The sequence below is a fragment of the Moraxella sp. FZLJ2109 genome (assembly GCF_024296965.1).
GTDB lineage: Bacteria > Pseudomonadota > Gammaproteobacteria > Pseudomonadales > Moraxellaceae > Moraxella.
The window spans coordinates 1,629,468-1,645,375 of the sequence record NZ_CP101112.1 but is presented as its reverse complement, the minus strand read 5'-3'; the positions used below and the strand labels follow the sequence as shown (position 1 = coordinate 1,645,375).

Annotated in this window: 17 protein-coding genes and 2 pseudogenes; 13 read left to right on the top strand and 6 right to left on the bottom strand. The window is 46.5% G+C overall.

Features of this window, described 5'->3' with window-relative positions; translation table 11 throughout:
- The first annotated feature begins 251 nt into the window (after positions 1–251).
- Positions 252–1,127 carry a DMT family transporter gene (locus tag NKU06_RS07990; protein WP_254732185.1) on the top strand — a complete coding sequence of 292 codons (876 nt, stop codon included), beginning with the start codon at positions 252–254 and terminating at the stop codon, positions 1,125–1,127.
- Between the two features lie 151 nt (positions 1,128–1,278).
- Here NKU06_RS07990 and NKU06_RS07985 read toward each other — a convergent pair.
- Positions 1,279–2,117, bottom strand: a pseudogene (locus NKU06_RS07985) (AadA family aminoglycoside 3''-O-nucleotidyltransferase).
- Positions 2,118–2,169: 52 nt separating this feature from the next.
- Here NKU06_RS07985 and NKU06_RS07980 point away from each other — a divergent pair.
- The 5 genes from NKU06_RS07980 (at position 2,170) to catA (NKU06_RS07960) (ending at position 6,272) form a co-directional block, all read left to right on the top strand.
- Positions 2,170–2,823, top strand: coding sequence for an IS1595 family transposase (locus NKU06_RS07980; RefSeq protein WP_254729149.1), 654 nt, complete (start codon positions 2,170–2,172; stop codon positions 2,821–2,823).
- Between the two features lie 295 nt (positions 2,824–3,118).
- Entirely contained in the window at positions 3,119–3,970 is an 852-nt protein-coding gene (gene sul2, locus NKU06_RS07975; protein ID WP_011270145.1) for a sulfonamide-resistant dihydropteroate synthase Sul2, read from the top strand.
- Positions 3,957–4,760, top strand: a complete 804-nt coding sequence (gene aph(3'')-Ib, locus NKU06_RS07970) for an aminoglycoside O-phosphotransferase APH(3'')-Ib (protein ID WP_052935330.1) — start codon at positions 3,957–3,959, stop codon at positions 4,758–4,760. The genes sul2 and aph(3'')-Ib overlap by 14 nt, the downstream gene beginning before the upstream one ends.
- Positions 4,760–5,596, top strand: coding sequence for an aminoglycoside O-phosphotransferase APH(6)-Id (locus NKU06_RS07965; protein WP_000480968.1), 837 nt, complete (start codon positions 4,760–4,762; stop codon positions 5,594–5,596). Before aph(3'')-Ib ends, NKU06_RS07965 begins: the two co-directional genes overlap by 1 nt.
- Before the next feature lie 16 nt (positions 5,597–5,612).
- Positions 5,613–6,272: a type A chloramphenicol O-acetyltransferase gene (gene catA, locus NKU06_RS07960; RefSeq protein ID WP_202935873.1), complete on the top strand. Its 660-nt coding sequence runs from the start codon at positions 5,613–5,615 to the stop codon at positions 6,270–6,272.
- Between the two features lie 165 nt (positions 6,273–6,437).
- Here the strand turns inward: catA (NKU06_RS07960) and NKU06_RS07955 are convergent, their stop codons facing one another.
- Positions 6,438–7,280, bottom strand: coding sequence for an integrase core domain-containing protein (locus tag NKU06_RS07955; protein ID WP_254729032.1), 843 nt, complete (start codon positions 7,278–7,280; stop codon positions 6,438–6,440).
- 367 nt (positions 7,281–7,647) lie between these two features.
- Between NKU06_RS07955 and NKU06_RS07950 the strand changes: the two genes are divergently transcribed.
- Together NKU06_RS07950 and catA (NKU06_RS07945) are read left to right on the top strand one after the other, a co-directional pair.
- Positions 7,648–8,484, top strand: a complete 837-nt coding sequence (locus NKU06_RS07950; RefSeq protein ID WP_000480968.1) for an aminoglycoside O-phosphotransferase APH(6)-Id — start codon at positions 7,648–7,650, stop codon at positions 8,482–8,484.
- A 16-nt stretch (positions 8,485–8,500) separates the two neighbouring features.
- The gene (gene catA, locus NKU06_RS07945) at positions 8,501–9,160 is read left to right on the top strand and encodes a type A chloramphenicol O-acetyltransferase (protein WP_202935873.1); all 660 of its coding nucleotides are present in this window, start codon (positions 8,501–8,503) and stop codon (positions 9,158–9,160) included.
- A gap of 165 nt (positions 9,161–9,325) precedes the next feature.
- Here the strand turns inward: catA (NKU06_RS07945) and NKU06_RS07940 are convergent, their stop codons facing one another.
- Positions 9,326–10,168, bottom strand: coding sequence for an integrase core domain-containing protein (locus NKU06_RS07940; protein ID WP_254729032.1), 843 nt, complete (start codon positions 10,166–10,168; stop codon positions 9,326–9,328).
- A 367-nt stretch (positions 10,169–10,535) separates the two neighbouring features.
- On the opposite strand from NKU06_RS07940, the gene NKU06_RS07935 reads away from it, so the two are divergent.
- Positions 10,536–11,372: an aminoglycoside O-phosphotransferase APH(6)-Id gene (locus tag NKU06_RS07935; RefSeq protein ID WP_000480968.1), complete on the top strand. Its 837-nt coding sequence runs from the start codon at positions 10,536–10,538 to the stop codon at positions 11,370–11,372.
- 41 nt (positions 11,373–11,413) lie between these two features.
- Here the strand turns inward: NKU06_RS07935 and NKU06_RS11720 are convergent, their stop codons facing one another.
- Positions 11,414–11,548, bottom strand: a complete 135-nt coding sequence (locus NKU06_RS11720) for a hypothetical protein (protein WP_371928042.1) — start codon at positions 11,546–11,548, stop codon at positions 11,414–11,416.
- Positions 11,549–11,764: 216 nt separating this feature from the next.
- Between NKU06_RS11720 and NKU06_RS07930 the strand changes: the two genes are divergently transcribed.
- The 4 genes from NKU06_RS07930 (at position 11,765) to NKU06_RS07915 (ending at position 14,255) form a co-directional block, all read left to right on the top strand.
- Entirely contained in the window at positions 11,765–12,157 is a 393-nt protein-coding gene (locus tag NKU06_RS07930) for a pyridoxamine 5'-phosphate oxidase family protein (protein ID WP_254729869.1), read from the top strand.
- A gap of 81 nt (positions 12,158–12,238) precedes the next feature.
- Positions 12,239–12,610: a transposase gene (locus NKU06_RS07925; protein ID WP_254729867.1), complete on the top strand. Its 372-nt coding sequence runs from the start codon at positions 12,239–12,241 to the stop codon at positions 12,608–12,610.
- Positions 12,611–12,671: 61 nt separating this feature from the next.
- Positions 12,672–13,460, top strand: coding sequence for an APH(3')-I family aminoglycoside O-phosphotransferase (locus NKU06_RS07920; protein WP_253223181.1), 789 nt, complete (start codon positions 12,672–12,674; stop codon positions 13,458–13,460).
- A 171-nt stretch (positions 13,461–13,631) separates the two neighbouring features.
- Positions 13,632–14,255 carry a MobA/MobL family protein gene (locus tag NKU06_RS07915; RefSeq protein WP_254729865.1) on the top strand — a complete coding sequence of 208 codons (624 nt, stop codon included), beginning with the start codon at positions 13,632–13,634 and terminating at the stop codon, positions 14,253–14,255.
- A 53-nt stretch (positions 14,256–14,308) separates the two neighbouring features.
- Here NKU06_RS07915 and NKU06_RS07910 read toward each other — a convergent pair whose 3' ends face one another.
- Entirely contained in the window at positions 14,309–14,659 is a 351-nt protein-coding gene (locus NKU06_RS07910) for a hypothetical protein (protein WP_254729862.1), read from the bottom strand.
- 143 nt (positions 14,660–14,802) lie between these two features.
- Positions 14,803–15,789: pseudogene (gene pta / locus NKU06_RS07905) on the bottom strand (phosphate acetyltransferase); the annotation flags it as partial.
- Positions 15,790–15,908 lie beyond the last annotated feature (119 nt).

The window sequence follows — 15,908 nt, the reverse complement described above, 5'->3', positions numbered from 1 at the left end:
GCAAAAATGGCGATTTTGACCACTCAGTCACATTGCTTGAAATCGCAAATTTTATCATAAACAACTCTCGCCAAAAACTCAAACCACATTCATTCATAAGCCTAGAACGATTTGGCATAGCCGATCACATTTGAAGCACATCAGATAGATCGCCCTATGATACGCCCTGCCTTGATATACAGCCTAATGATAATCTGTTACAATGGCAAGTCCTGATTTTATAAGATATTCGCATGAAAACACTTGCCACGATGACCGATGAACAACAAGGCTACTTTTTTACCCTCATCACCATGCTGATTTGGGGGAGTTTTAGCCTGATTGCACGGCTGAACGCCTATTGGCAAATCCAAGTGTGGGATGTGCTTGCCATGCGATTTGGTATCGCTGCGTTGATTTTGATGCCGATTTTATGGCTCAAAAAAGACTATCGATTTTTGTTCGATTATCGCATGGTGCTATTGGCACTGTCGGGCAGTATTGGCTATTGTGTGTTTGTGTATAGTGGATTTTTTTATGCGCCTGTTGTGCATGGCGTGGTGTTTTTGAACGGAACTTTTCCATTATTCGCCGCTTTGATCGCTTATCTGATGCTCGGGCAAAAAGTCGATCGCCAAACTGGTATCGGGCTATCGATCATCGTCATCACGCTGGCTTTGATGACAGTGATGATGTCAATAAAAGATGGCGGCTTTGGCGTGGGGGATGCGATGTTCATTGGCAGTGCGGTGTGCTGGGGGCTGTTTTCGGTACTGCTTCGCAAATGGTCATTTACGCCATGGCAAGTGATGAGCGGTGTCGGCATCTGGTCGGCGGTGCTGTATCTGCCTGTGTATGCGGTATTTGTGACGCCACAGTTTGGTGATGTCAAGCCGCTGCATTTGGCGGTACAGGGGCTATTTCACGGTGTCGCTGTGGTGATTGTGGCGACGCTGACTTATGCTAAGGCGGTGGAGAAAATCGGACTGTTCAAGGCAGGTAGTATCGCCAATCTTGCCCCATTTATCGCAAGTATCCTAGCCGTACCACTGCTTGGCGAAACACTCAATCCCATCATGGTCTGCGGTCTGATTGGTATGGCACTTGGCGCATTGCAGCCATGGCGGCGGCCATTTCAGCGGCTGTGATGCTGATAGTGGCCGTGGTGTCCCTTACGATATGGGAGTAATCAGGCTTGCCGAAAAGGGCTTTGAGTGGATCTGTCATGGCTGATCTCCAAACATATCAAGCGTGTCTGTATCCCACTCTATTGTAAACAAGACATTTTTATCGCTTGAGTTAAGCCGCGCCGCGAAGCGGCGTCAGCTTGAACGAATTGTTAGACATTATTTGCCGACTACCTTGGTGATCTCGCCTTTCACGTAGTGAACAAATTCTTCCAACTGATCTGCGCGTGAGGCCAAGTGATCTTCTTCTTGTCCAAGATAAGCTTGCTTAGCTTCAAGTAAGACGGGCTGATACTGGGCCGGCAGGCGCTCCATTGCCCAGTCGGCAGCGACATCCTTCGGCGCGATTTTGCCGGTTATTGCGCTGTACCAAATGCGGGACAACGTAAGCACTACATTTCGCTCATCGCCGGCCCAGTCGGGCTGCGAGTTCCATAGCTTCAAGGTTTCCCTCAGCGCCTCGAATAGATCCTGTTCAGGAACCGGGTCAAAGAATTCCTCCGCCGCTGGACCTACCAAGGCAACGCTATGTTCTCTTGCTTTTGTAAGCAGGATAGCTAGATCAATGTCGATCATGGCTGGCTCGAAGATACCCGCAAGAATGTCATTGCGCTGCCATTCTCCAAATTGCAGCTCGCGCTTAGCCGGATAACGCCACGGGATGATGTCGTCATGCACGACAAGGGTGACTTCTATAGCGCGGAGCGTCTCGCTCTCGCCAGGGAAAGCCGAAGCCTCCATAAGATCATTGAGCAATGCTCGCCGCGTCGTTTCATCAAGCTTTACGGCCACAGTAACCAACAAATCAATATCGCTGTATGGCTTCAGGCCGCCATCCACTGCGGAGCCGTACAAATGCACGGCCAGCAACGTTGATTCCAGATGGCGCTCAATGACGCTTAGCACCTCTGATAGTTGGTTCGAAATTTCGATGGTCACCGCTTCCCTCATGATGTTTAACTTTGGGGCTGTACTAGAATAACTCTCATGTTATACTAGTTTTATGAAGATAACCCATTGTAAACTAAGTAAAAAAGTACAAAAAAGACTGCTTGAATTTTTTGTACTTGAAGTTACTGCTCGTTCGGCAGCTGATTTACTACAAATACACCCAAATTCAGCAGCTTTATTCTATCATAAAATCAGACTTGTGATAGAATACCATCTTAATCTTGAGGCTAAAGAATTGTTTGATGGCGAAATAGAGCTTGATGAAAGCTATTTTGGCGGCATTCACAAAGGCAAGCGTGGTCGTGGCGCTGGTAGTAAAACAGCTGTTTTCGGTCTTTTAAAACGCAACGGTAAAGTCTTTGTGGTTGTGGTTAAAGACACCAAGACTAACACGCTAATGCCTATCATCACAAGCAAAATCAAGCCTGATAGTATTGTTTATACAGACTGCTACAAAAGCTATAATGCTCTTGATGTAAGTGATTTTAAGCATTTTAGAATTAACCATTCCAAAGAATTTGCAAAAGACCATAATCACATCAACGGCATTGAGAATTTCTGGTCGCAAGCCAAGCGTGTTTTAAGAAAGTACAATGGCATTGACAAGAAACACTTTCATCTTTTTATCAAAGAATGTGAGTTTCGTTTTAACTATGGTACACCATCTAATCAGCTTAAAGTATTGAGAAGATGGTGTGGGATTTAGGCTAATCTAGTACAGCCCCTTAACTTTTATATTCAATGGCTTATTTTCCTGCTAATTGGTAATATCATGAAAAATACCATGCTCAGAAAAGGCTTAACAATATTTTGAAAAATTGCCTACTGAGCGCTGCCGCACAGCTCCATAGGCCGCTTTCCTTGCTTTGCTTCCAGATGTATGCTATTCTGCTCCTGCAGCTAATGGATCACCGCAAACAGGTTACTCGCCTGGGGATTCCCTTTCGACCCGAGCATCCGTATGAGACTCATGCTCGATTATTATTATTATAGAAGCCCCCATGAATAAATCGCTCATCATTTTCGGCATCGTCAACATAACCTCGGACAGTTTCTCCGATGGAGGCCGGTATCTGGCGCCAGACGCAGCCATTGCGCAGGCGCGTAAGCTGATGGCCGAGGGGGCAGATGTGATCGACCTCGGTCCGGCATCCAGCAATCCCGACGCCGCGCCTGTTTCGTCCGACACAGAAATCGCGCGTATCGCGCCGGTGCTGGACGCGCTCAAGGCAGATGGCATTCCCGTCTCGCTCGACAGTTATCAACCCGCGACGCAAGCCTATGCCTTGTCGCGTGGTGTGGCCTATCTCAATGATATTCGCGGTTTTCCAGACGCTGCGTTCTATCCGCAATTGGCGAAATCATCTGCCAAACTCGTCGTTATGCATTCGGTGCAAGACGGGCAGGCAGATCGGCGCGAGGCACCCGCTGGCGACATCATGGATCACATTGCGGCGTTCTTTGACGCGCGCATCGCGGCGCTGACGGGTGCCGGTATCAAACGCAACCGCCTTGTCCTTGATCCCGGCATGGGGTTTTTTCTGGGGGCTGCTCCCGAAACCTCGCTCTCGGTGCTGGCGCGGTTCGATGAATTGCGGCTGCGCTTCGATTTGCCGGTGCTTCTGTCTGTTTCGCGCAAATCCTTTCTGCGCGCGCTCACAGGCCGTGGTCCGGGGGATGTCGGGGCCGCGACACTCGCTGCAGAGCTTGCCGCCGCCGCAGGTGGAGCTGACTTCATCCGCACACACGAGCCGCGCCCCTTGCGCGACGGGCTGGCGGTATTGGCGGCGCTGAAAGAAACCGCAAGAATTCGTTATCAGAAAACTGAAGGAACCTCCATTGAATCGAACTAATATTTTTTTTGGTGAATCGCATTCTGACTGGTTGCCTGTCAGAGGCGGAGAATCCGGTGATTTTGTTTTTCGACGTGGTGACGGGCATGCCTTCGCGAAAATCGCACCTGCTTCCCGCCGCGGTGAGCTCGCTGGAGAGCGTGACCGCCTCATTTGGCTCAAAGGTCGAGGTGTGGATTGCCCCGAGGTGATCAACTGGCAGGAGGAACAGGAGGGTGCATGCTTGGTGATAACGGCAATTCCGGGAGTACCGGCGGCTGATCTGTCTGGAGCGGATTTGCTCAAAGCGTGGCCGTCAATGGGGCAGCAACTTGGCGCTGTTCACAGCCTATCGGTTGATCAATGTCCGTTTGAGCGCAGGCTGTCGCGAATGTTCGGACGCGCCGTTGATGTGGTGTCCCGCAATGCCGTCAATCCCGACTTCTTACCGGACGAGGACAAGAGTACGCCGCAGCTCGATCTTTTGGCTCGTGTCGAACGAGAGCTACCGGTGCGGCTCGACCAAGAGCGCACCGATATGGTTGTTTGCCATGGCGATCCCTGCATGCCGAACTTCATGGTGGACCCTAAAACTCTTCAATGCACGGGTCTGATCGACCTTGGGCGGCTCGGAACAGCAGATCGCTATGCCGATTTGGCACTCATGATTGCTAACGCCGAAGAGAACTGGGCAGCGCCAGATGAAGCAGAGCGCGCCTTCGCTGTCCTATTCAATGTATTGGGGATCGAAGCCCCCGACCGCGAACGCCTTGCCTTCTATCTGCGATTGGACCCTCTGACTTGGGGTTGATGTTCATGCCGCCTGTTTTTCCTGCTCATTGGCACGTTTCGCAACCTGTTCTCATTGCGGACACCTTTTCCAGCCTCGTTTGGAAAGTTTCATTGCCAGACGGGACTCCTGCAATCGTCAAGGGATTGAAACCTATAGAAGACATTGCTGATGAACTGCGCGGGGCCGACTATCTGGTATGGCGCAATGGGAGGGGAGCAGTCCGGTTGCTCGGTCGTGAGAACAATCTGATGTTGCTCGAATATGCCGGGGAGCGAATGCTCTCTCACATCGTTGCCGAGCACGGCGACTACCAGGCGACCGAAATTGCAGCGGAACTGATGGCGAAGCTGTATGCCGCATCTGAGGAACCCCTGCCTTCTGCCCTTCTCCCGATCCGGGATCGCTTTGCAGCTTTGTTTCAGCGGGCGCGCGATGATCAAAACGCAGGTTGTCAAACTGACTACGTCCACGCGGCGATTATAGCCGATCAAATGATGAGCAATGCCTCGGAACTGCGTGGGCTACATGGCGATCTGCATCATGAAAACATCATGTTCTCCAGTCGCGGCTGGCTGGTGATAGATCCCGTCGGTCTGGTCGGTGAAGTGGGCTTTGGCGCCGCCAATATGTTCTACGATCCGGCTGACAGAGACGACCTTTGTCTCGATCCTAGACGCATTGCACAGATGGCGGACGCATTCTCTCGTGCGCTGGACGTCGATCCGCGTCGCCTGCTCGACCAGGCGTACGCTTATGGGTGCCTTTCCGCAGCTTGGAACGCGGATGGAGAAGAGGAGCAACGCGATCTAGCTATCGCGGCCGCGATCAAGCAGGTGCGACAGACGTCATACTAGTAAAAAGGGTTAAAAAATGAACCATCAAAAGCAGTACAAAATTATCAATATTGATCAGTGGAATCGACGGGAACACTTTGAGAGTTTTAGCAGCATTCAATGTGGTTTTACGGTTACCGTGGAGATTGATATTACTCGTGCGTTAAACGTGATTAAAAAGCAGCAATATAAGTTTTATCCCACCATGATTTATCTCATTACACGAGCTGTGAATCAGTTGCCGGCATTTAAAATGGGGATGAAAGATGGTGAGTTGATCGAATGGGATCTGCTGCATCCAGCATATACGATATTTCATCCTGAAAGTGAGACTTTCTCCGGACTTTGGACAACATATCATTCCGATATTACCAAGTTTATGGCAAATTATTTGGAGGATGCCACGATCTATCAAGATGATCTGCAATTTTTGCCAAAGCCCAATATGCCGGAAAATACCTTTGATATCTCTTGTCTACCTTGGCTGAGTTTTACGGGATTTACTTTAAGTTTGCCTAAAGTTGACAATCACTTTAAACCGATTATGACGATGGGGAAATATCGTGAAAAAGCAGGAATTGTTTCTCTGCCAATGGCGATACAGGTGCATCACGCCGTTTGTGATGGATTTCATGTGGCAAAATTTGTCGAAACATTACAAAAACTATGTGATGATCCATTGGTAATGGATAGATAATAAGGTCATTCATTAAGCGCAATGCTTAAAATAGGAATGAGTAATAAATCCTTCTAGGATCAATCTTTGATGGGAAGTAAACGCCAACATTACGGTATCTTTAGAAGGATTTATTTGAAGAGTAAGATGATCCATGGAATGTAAGAGATTTAACGTGTAAGAAACTCAAGCGTTATTTACACTTTGCTTAAAATAAAACTCTAACCACTCATAAGGAGTAAAAGTTAAAGTCTTGCCAGTAGTCTCATCTTTCTTACTTAAAGATGAGTGCGGTCTAACAGTGTTGTAGAAATTAAGAAATCTGGTTAATTCTTGCTTTCTATGCTCACTGCTGACAAATTCATGTTTATCATGCCAAAGCTCCATTAATGTTCGTATGACCCTTTCAGCTTTGCCGTTGGTTTGTGGCCTACCTACTTTGGTAAATTTTTGATTGATGTTGTTTTGATAGCAGGCTTGAGAAAATTCATGGTCTTTTGTGCCTTTATATTCTGTGCCATTGTCAGAATAAATCACATCAATTTTGTAGGGGCATGGCTCTATCACTTGTTCTACAAGAAACTGTGTTGCACTAAAGGCTGTTTTATCCGGCATGATGTCAGCATACAATTCGCGAGAATAGTCATCTATGGCAACAAATAGATATTCTCTAGGACTGTTGGCATTTTGTCCTTTGAGCAAGGGCAGGCGTTTGGTGTCCACATGCACCATCTCACCAGGATAGGACTTATTGTATCGCTTGGCTTGCTTTTTGAGCTTATCCTGTATGGATTGTTCAACTTTAGCAAGGCGTTTAATACCATATTTGGCTTGTTTAAAGCGATTGTTGGTACTGGCTTGGGGCTTGAGTAGCTTAACACGAGCAAGTTTTAAGACTTTGTAAATGGTAGGTCTTGATACTTTGTACTCCAATGCTAGTGAAGTAACTGACTGCCTGTTCTTGTGATAAGCAGTCCAAATGGCTTCCCGTTGGTAGGGAAGCAATCGTGTGTTTTTATGAATGTTCATTTGCAGTATTTTACCTTAATACTGTAAACAACGGTAGTTTATCTTACATTTAACGGATTTTAATGAATTTAAACGATGTAAAACCCATGATAAACCAACGATAAAATCGGCTATAAGTTTGTTGTAAATCCAGATATTAAGCCTTATCGAGATTATTTCGATAGCCTTTAATGATCGTTGAAAATGAGATGAGCAGATTGCTTTAGTGGCTTTAATTTATCGAAAGAGAATGTTATATTTTTGAGATCATTTCAAGATTTCTAACAGAGTATAGGAAGAATAAACGCCGTTTTTCTCCAAGTCCAGCCACTGTAGACCGCGAACGCCTTGCCTTCTATCTGCGATTGGACCCTCTGACTTGGGGTTGATGTTCATGCCGCCTGTTTTTCCTGCTCATTGGCACGTTTCGCAACCTGTTCTCATTGCGGACACCTTTTCCAGCCTCGTTTGGAAAGTTTCATTGCCAGACGGGACTCCTGCAATCGTCAAGGGATTGAAACCTATAGAAGACATTGCTGATGAACTGCGCGGGGCCGACTATCTGGTATGGCGCAATGGGAGGGGAGCAGTCCGGTTGCTCGGTCGTGAGAACAATCTGATGTTGCTCGAATATGCCGGGGAGCGAATGCTCTCTCACATCGTTGCCGAGCACGGCGACTACCAGGCGACCGAAATTGCAGCGGAACTGATGGCGAAGCTGTATGCCGCATCTGAGGAACCCCTGCCTTCTGCCCTTCTCCCGATCCGGGATCGCTTTGCAGCTTTGTTTCAGCGGGCGCGCGATGATCAAAACGCAGGTTGTCAAACTGACTACGTCCACGCGGCGATTATAGCCGATCAAATGATGAGCAATGCCTCGGAACTGCGTGGGCTACATGGCGATCTGCATCATGAAAACATCATGTTCTCCAGTCGCGGCTGGCTGGTGATAGATCCCGTCGGTCTGGTCGGTGAAGTGGGCTTTGGCGCCGCCAATATGTTCTACGATCCGGCTGACAGAGACGACCTTTGTCTCGATCCTAGACGCATTGCACAGATGGCGGACGCATTCTCTCGTGCGCTGGACGTCGATCCGCGTCGCCTGCTCGACCAGGCGTACGCTTATGGGTGCCTTTCCGCAGCTTGGAACGCGGATGGAGAAGAGGAGCAACGCGATCTAGCTATCGCGGCCGCGATCAAGCAGGTGCGACAGACGTCATACTAGTAAAAAGGGTTAAAAAATGAACCATCAAAAGCAGTACAAAATTATCAATATTGATCAGTGGAATCGACGGGAACACTTTGAGAGTTTTAGCAGCATTCAATGTGGTTTTACGGTTACCGTGGAGATTGATATTACTCGTGCGTTAAACGTGATTAAAAAGCAGCAATATAAGTTTTATCCCACCATGATTTATCTCATTACACGAGCTGTGAATCAGTTGCCGGCATTTAAAATGGGGATGAAAGATGGTGAGTTGATCGAATGGGATCTGCTGCATCCAGCATATACGATATTTCATCCTGAAAGTGAGACTTTCTCCGGACTTTGGACAACATATCATTCCGATATTACCAAGTTTATGGCAAATTATTTGGAGGATGCCACGATCTATCAAGATGATCTGCAATTTTTGCCAAAGCCCAATATGCCGGAAAATACCTTTGATATCTCTTGTCTACCTTGGCTGAGTTTTACGGGATTTACTTTAAGTTTGCCTAAAGTTGACAATCACTTTAAACCGATTATGACGATGGGGAAATATCGTGAAAAAGCAGGAATTGTTTCTCTGCCAATGGCGATACAGGTGCATCACGCCGTTTGTGATGGATTTCATGTGGCAAAATTTGTCGAAACATTACAAAAACTATGTGATGATCCATTGGTAATGGATAGATAATAAGGTCATTCATTAAGCGCAATGCTTAAAATAGGAATGAGTAATAAATCCTTCTAGGATCAATCTTTGATGGGAAGTAAACGCCAACATTACGGTATCTTTAGAAGGATTTATTTGAAGAGTAAGATGATCCATGGAATGTAAGAGATTTAACGTGTAAGAAACTCAAGCGTTATTTACACTTTGCTTAAAATAAAACTCTAACCACTCATAAGGAGTAAAAGTTAAAGTCTTGCCAGTAGTCTCATCTTTCTTACTTAAAGATGAGTGCGGTCTAACAGTGTTGTAGAAATTAAGAAATCTGGTTAATTCTTGCTTTCTATGCTCACTGCTGACAAATTCATGTTTATCATGCCAAAGCTCCATTAATGTTCGTATGACCCTTTCAGCTTTGCCGTTGGTTTGTGGCCTACCTACTTTGGTAAATTTTTGATTGATGTTGTTTTGATAGCAGGCTTGAGAAAATTCATGGTCTTTTGTGCCTTTATATTCTGTGCCATTGTCAGAATAAATCACATCAATTTTGTAGGGGCATGGCTCTATCACTTGTTCTACAAGAAACTGTGTTGCACTAAAGGCTGTTTTATCCGGCATGATGTCAGCATACAATTCGCGAGAATAGTCATCTATGGCAACAAATAGATATTCTCTAGGACTGTTGGCATTTTGTCCTTTGAGCAAGGGCAGGCGTTTGGTGTCCACATGCACCATCTCACCAGGATAGGACTTATTGTATCGCTTGGCTTGCTTTTTGAGCTTATCCTGTATGGATTGTTCAACTTTAGCAAGGCGTTTAATACCATATTTGGCTTGTTTAAAGCGATTGTTGGTACTGGCTTGGGGCTTGAGTAGCTTAACACGAGCAAGTTTTAAGACTTTGTAAATGGTAGGTCTTGATACTTTGTACTCCAATGCTAGTGAAGTAACTGACTGCCTGTTCTTGTGATAAGCAGTCCAAATGGCTTCCCGTTGGTAGGGAAGCAATCGTGTGTTTTTATGAATGTTCATTTGCAGTATTTTACCTTAATACTGTAAACAACGGTAGTTTATCTTACATTTAACGGATTTTAATGAATTTAAACGATGTAAAACCCATGATAAACCAACGATAAAATCGGCTATAAGTTTGTTGTAAATCCAGATATTAAGCCTTATCGAGATTATTTCGATAGCCTTTAATGATCGTTGAAAATGAGATGAGCAGATTGCTTTAGTGGCTTTAATTTATCGAAAGAGAATGTTATATTTTTGAGATCATTTCAAGATTTCTAACAGAGTATAGGAAGAATAAACGCCGTTTTTCTCCAAGTCCAGCCACTGTAGACCGCGAACGCCTTGCCTTCTATCTGCGATTGGACCCTCTGACTTGGGGTTGATGTTCATGCCGCCTGTTTTTCCTGCTCATTGGCACGTTTCGCAACCTGTTCTCATTGCGGACACCTTTTCCAGCCTCGTTTGGAAAGTTTCATTGCCAGACGGGACTCCTGCAATCGTCAAGGGATTGAAACCTATAGAAGACATTGCTGATGAACTGCGCGGGGCCGACTATCTGGTATGGCGCAATGGGAGGGGAGCAGTCCGGTTGCTCGGTCGTGAGAACAATCTGATGTTGCTCGAATATGCCGGGGAGCGAATGCTCTCTCACATCGTTGCCGAGCACGGCGACTACCAGGCGACCGAAATTGCAGCGGAACTGATGGCGAAGCTGTATGCCGCATCTGAGGAACCCCTGCCTTCTGCCCTTCTCCCGATCCGGGATCGCTTTGCAGCTTTGTTTCAGCGGGCGCGCGATGATCAAAACGCAGGTTGTCAAACTGACTACGTCCACGCGGCGATTATAGCCGATCAAATGATGAGCAATGCCTCGGAACTGCGTGGGCTACATGGCGATCTGCATCATGAAAACATCATGTTCTCCAGTCGCGGCTGGCTGGTGATAGATCCCGTCGGTCTGGTCGGTGAAGTGGGCTTTGGCGCCGCCAATATGTTCTACGATCCGGCTGACAGAGACGACCTTTGTCTCGATCCTAGACGCATTGCACAGATGGCGGACGCATTCTCTCGTGCGCTGGACGTCGATCCGCGTCGCCTGCTCGACCAGGCGTACGCTTATGGGTGCCTTTCCGCAGCTTGGAACGCGGATGGAGAAGAGGAGCAACGCGATCTAGCTATCGCGGCCGCGATCAAGCAGGTGCGACAGACGTCATACTAGATATCAAGCGACTTCTCCTATCCCCTGGGAACACATCAATCTTACCGGAGAATATCGTTGGCCAAAGCCTTAGCGTAGGATTTCGCTTCCTTAAAGCCGAATTGTCGAGAAGAACGACCTGTTTTATGCCGGGCTTCCAGTTTCTGAAAAACATGTCTGGGAATCAATGATAGCATTTGAGAAAAGAGTGTATTATGATGGCTCATGTTCAAAATCTCCTTGGGCTGCAATGGGTTATGCAACTGTTTTGTAGCATAAACCTCGGAGATTTTGAACATATTTAACGCACCTTAGCCGGACAGCATTGATTGAAAAAGATTGAAAGGTGGTGGTAAATATGTTACAATGTGGGAATATCAGTTTAAATTCTTCGTGAAATGAGGTAAAAAAGGATGAGTCAAGTTGTTGATTTTTTAAATGAAGCAAAAACTTTTTATTTTGCAACCGTTGAAGGAGACCAGCCAAGGGTCAGACCGTTTAATGCAGCCATGGAGAGGAATGGCAAGGTCTATCTTGGTACAACCAATCAGAAAAAAGTTTATCAGCAGTTATTGGCAAATTCAAAGGTGGAAGTCTCAGGTATGGCAAAAGGAAAATGGATTCGGCTCACCGGCGAAGCCGTAATTGATGATACCGTGGAAGCAAGGGAAGCAATGCTTGAAGCAAATCCGTTTTTGAGAGAGTGGTATAGCGCTGATGATGGGAAATTCACCGTATTTTATTTGAAAAACATGCAGGCAGTTTTATATTCCTTTACAGGAGATCCGGAGATATTAGATAATTAATCAAAACATGCAGCCCAAGTGTAGAATGAACTAACCCCCATAAGTTAGACCAAAAATCTAACTTATGGGAGGTCATTTTTTATGGCAAAATACAGTTATGAATTTAAGTTACAAGTTGTTCAAGCATATTTAGATGGAGAAGGCGGTTATAGATATCTTTCAAAAAAATATGGAGTACCTTCAAAAAGGGATATTGAAAAATGGGTATTTGCATATAAAGCGTTTGGAAAAGATGGTTTGATGCGATCAAGAAAAAATGAAAGTTACTCTTTCGAATTTAAGCTTCATGTAGTAGAGTTATATTTAACAACAGAAGTTTCATATCAGGAGTTAGCTTTATCTGTAGGGATAAATAATCCACCTCTAATTGCCAGGTGGGTAAACGATCATAGAATTGCTGGTCCTGATGCTTTGAAAGTAAAGAGTAAAGGACGGCAAAAGAAATTGAAATAAAAATATATCATCATGAACAATAAAACTGTCTGCTTACATAAACAGTAATACAAGGGGTGTTATGAGCCATATTCAACTAAATTCCAACCTGGATGCTGATTTATATGGGTATAAATGGGCTCGCGATAATGTCGGGCAATCAGGTGCGACAATCTATCGATTGTATGGGAAGCCCGATGCGCCAGAGTTGTTTCTGAAACATGGCAAAGGTAGCGTTGCCAATGATGTTACAGATGAGATGGTCAGACTAAACTGGCTGACGGCATTTATGCCTCTTCCGACCATCAAGCATTTTATCCGTACTCCTGATGATGCATGGTTACTCACCACTGCGCTCCCCGGGAAAACAGCATTCCAGGTATTAGAAGAATATCCTGATTCAGGTGAAAATATTGTTGATGCGCTGGCAGCGTTCCTGCGCCGGTTGCATTCGATTCCTGTTAGTAATTGTCCTTTTAACAGCGATCGCGTATTTCGTCTCGCTCAGGCGCAATCACGAATGAATAACGGTTTGGTTGATGCGAGTGATTTTGATGACGAGCGTAATGGCTGGCCTGTTGAACAAGTCTGGAAAGAAATGCATAAGCTTTTGCCATTCTCACCGGATTCAGTCGTCACTCATGGTGATTTCTCACTTGATAACCTTATTTTTGACGAGGGGAAATTAATAGGTTGTATTGATGTTGGACGAGTCGGAATCGCAGACCGATACCAGGATCTTGCCATCCTATGGAACTGCCTCGGTGAATTTTCTCCTTCATTACAGAAACGGCTTTTTCAAAAATATGGTATTGATAATCCTGATATGAATAAATTGCAGTTTCATTTGATGCTCGATGAGTTTTTCTGATAGTTAGTCTTTGTAGAGACACAAACCTGAAATTCCGGACACCGCGCTTCAGGACATCTCCCTGGACGCCGATATCTGGCAGTATCCGGACGGTACTATCGAACGCCGGGCCAACGGTACTCCCCTGCCCTTTATGACTGACGACCGGCTATTTCACCCACGCACTTCTCCATGAAATTTAGCATCGTCGCGGTTAATGTCGAAAATTTGCCACCTGACGTGGTTGGCATCGAGGGTGAAAACTGCCGTGGCGAGGGTGTTCTCCTCATCCGGATCGTCGGCAGCCAGCCGGCCAAGGCGAAAGCCGATTACATCCAGCGGGAGGGCCGTTACTCCCGCGACCGTGAAGAGGTGCTGCACACCCAGTCCGGCCACCTGCCCGAGTGGGCCGAGCGTCCCGCCGACTACTGGGACGGTGCCGACCTGTACGAGCGGGCCAACGGTCGCTTATTCAAAGAGATTGAGTTTGCCCTGCCGGTCGAACTGACCCTAGATCAGCAGCGGGAGCTGGTGGACGAATTCGCCCGGCATCTGACTGAGGGCGAGCGCCTGCCGTATACGCTGGCCATCCATGCCGGTAACGGTGAGAACCCCCATTGCCACTTGATGATCTCTGAGCGGAAGAACGACGGTATCGAGCGCCCGGCTGACCAGTGGTTCAAGCGGTACAACGCCAAACAGCCAGAGCGGGGCGGGGCGCAGAAGTCCGAGAGCCTGAAGCCCAAGGGATGGCTTGAGCAGACCCGCGAGGCATGGGCCGACCATGCCAACCGGGCATTGTGGGTGGTGCGGTAGGGATGTAAAAAACAGGGTAAATATTAATCGCCCTGTTTTGTTGTTATATGTGGTTATTTTCTTTTTGCAATCGCTTTAACTGCATCATATTGGCAAAATAGAAACGCCTCTCTTTTAATGCCAGTAAAGCCTTCATAGGACTCCTGATACTGTTTTTCATACCTAACAATACATTGACTTTTAGCTTTTTGAAACCTATCTTTCTGATTTTTATTAAATGTTTTAACATAGCTATTAACTGCTGAATCTATGCAATCATTGGCAATTGCTGCATATCTGGCATTCTTAGAACACTTATTAAACACTCTATCGATTTTTTGATATTTTGCAGTATTGGCATAAGCTGGGTTGCTCAGTGTAGCCATTGCCACAACTGCTACAACAAGTACTTTGGCCAACTTCATTATACACTCCTGTTGATTTATGAAAAGTAAGTACCACATTAGCACATTCAAAAGATTTTTTGTAGAATTATTTTTACATAGCAAAAACCGCCCACCCATAGGCAGACGGCTTTTGTTTGGTGAAAACTGGTATTAGCCAGCCATCACTCACCAACCGCTTGAATCGCAGTCAATGCGATGGTATAGACGATATCATCCACCAAGCAACCACGAGATAGGTCATTAACAGGCTTGTTTAGACCTTGTAGCATTGGGCCGACAGCGATGACATTAGCATTTCGTTGTACAGCTTTGTACAGTGCATTACCCACCGATAGGCTTGGGAAAATAAAGACATTCGCTTGACCTGCCACAGGTGAGTTTGGCGCTTTTGATTTTGCCACACTCTCAACAACTGCCGCATCATATTGTAGCGGGCCATCGACTGCTAGCTCTGGCTTTCTTTGGCGTACGATTTCGGTTGCATTCGCCACCAAATCCACATCCGCACCTGCGCCTGATGTGCCAGTTGAGTAGCTGATCATTGCTACTTTTGGCTCGATGCCAAAGGCTTTGGCCGAATCAGCGGTTTGGATAGCGATCTCTGCTAACTCTTCGGCATTTGGATTTGGGTTCACCGCACAGTCAGCATAGACTGCCACAGATTCAGGCAGTAACATAAAGAAACAGCTAGATACTAGGCTGTACTGCGGTGCAGTCTTGATCAGCTGGAACGCAGGACGGATGGTGTTCGCTGTGGTGTGAATCGCACCTGATACCAAGCCATCGACATCGCCCATTTGTAGCATCATCGTGCCTAGTACGACCGTGTCTTGTAGTTGCTCTTTTGCCCCTGCTTCATCAAGCTTACCCTTACGACGCTCAACCATCGGTGCGACATATTGCTCTTGCAAAGTGGCAGGATCGATGATTTGTAGATCGCTTGGTAGGGTTAGGCCTTTTTCGTCAGCGACTTTTTGTACTTCATCTTTGGTGGCCAGCAAGATACAGTCAGCGATGCCACGAGTTTGGCAAATTACCGCCGCTTCGACGGTGCGTGGCTCAGCACCTTCTGGTAGGACGATGCGTTTTTTGGCGGCTTGAGCTTTTTTGACCAGCTCAACACGGAACGCCGATGGCGATAGATTTGGCTTACGAGTGCTTGCTTTGATGAATGCTTTGGCATCGCCTGTGGTCGCGACTTCACCGACCACACGCTCGCCATACACTGCCTTACCGATGCTAAGTAGTGCTGTGTTATCACCCACCA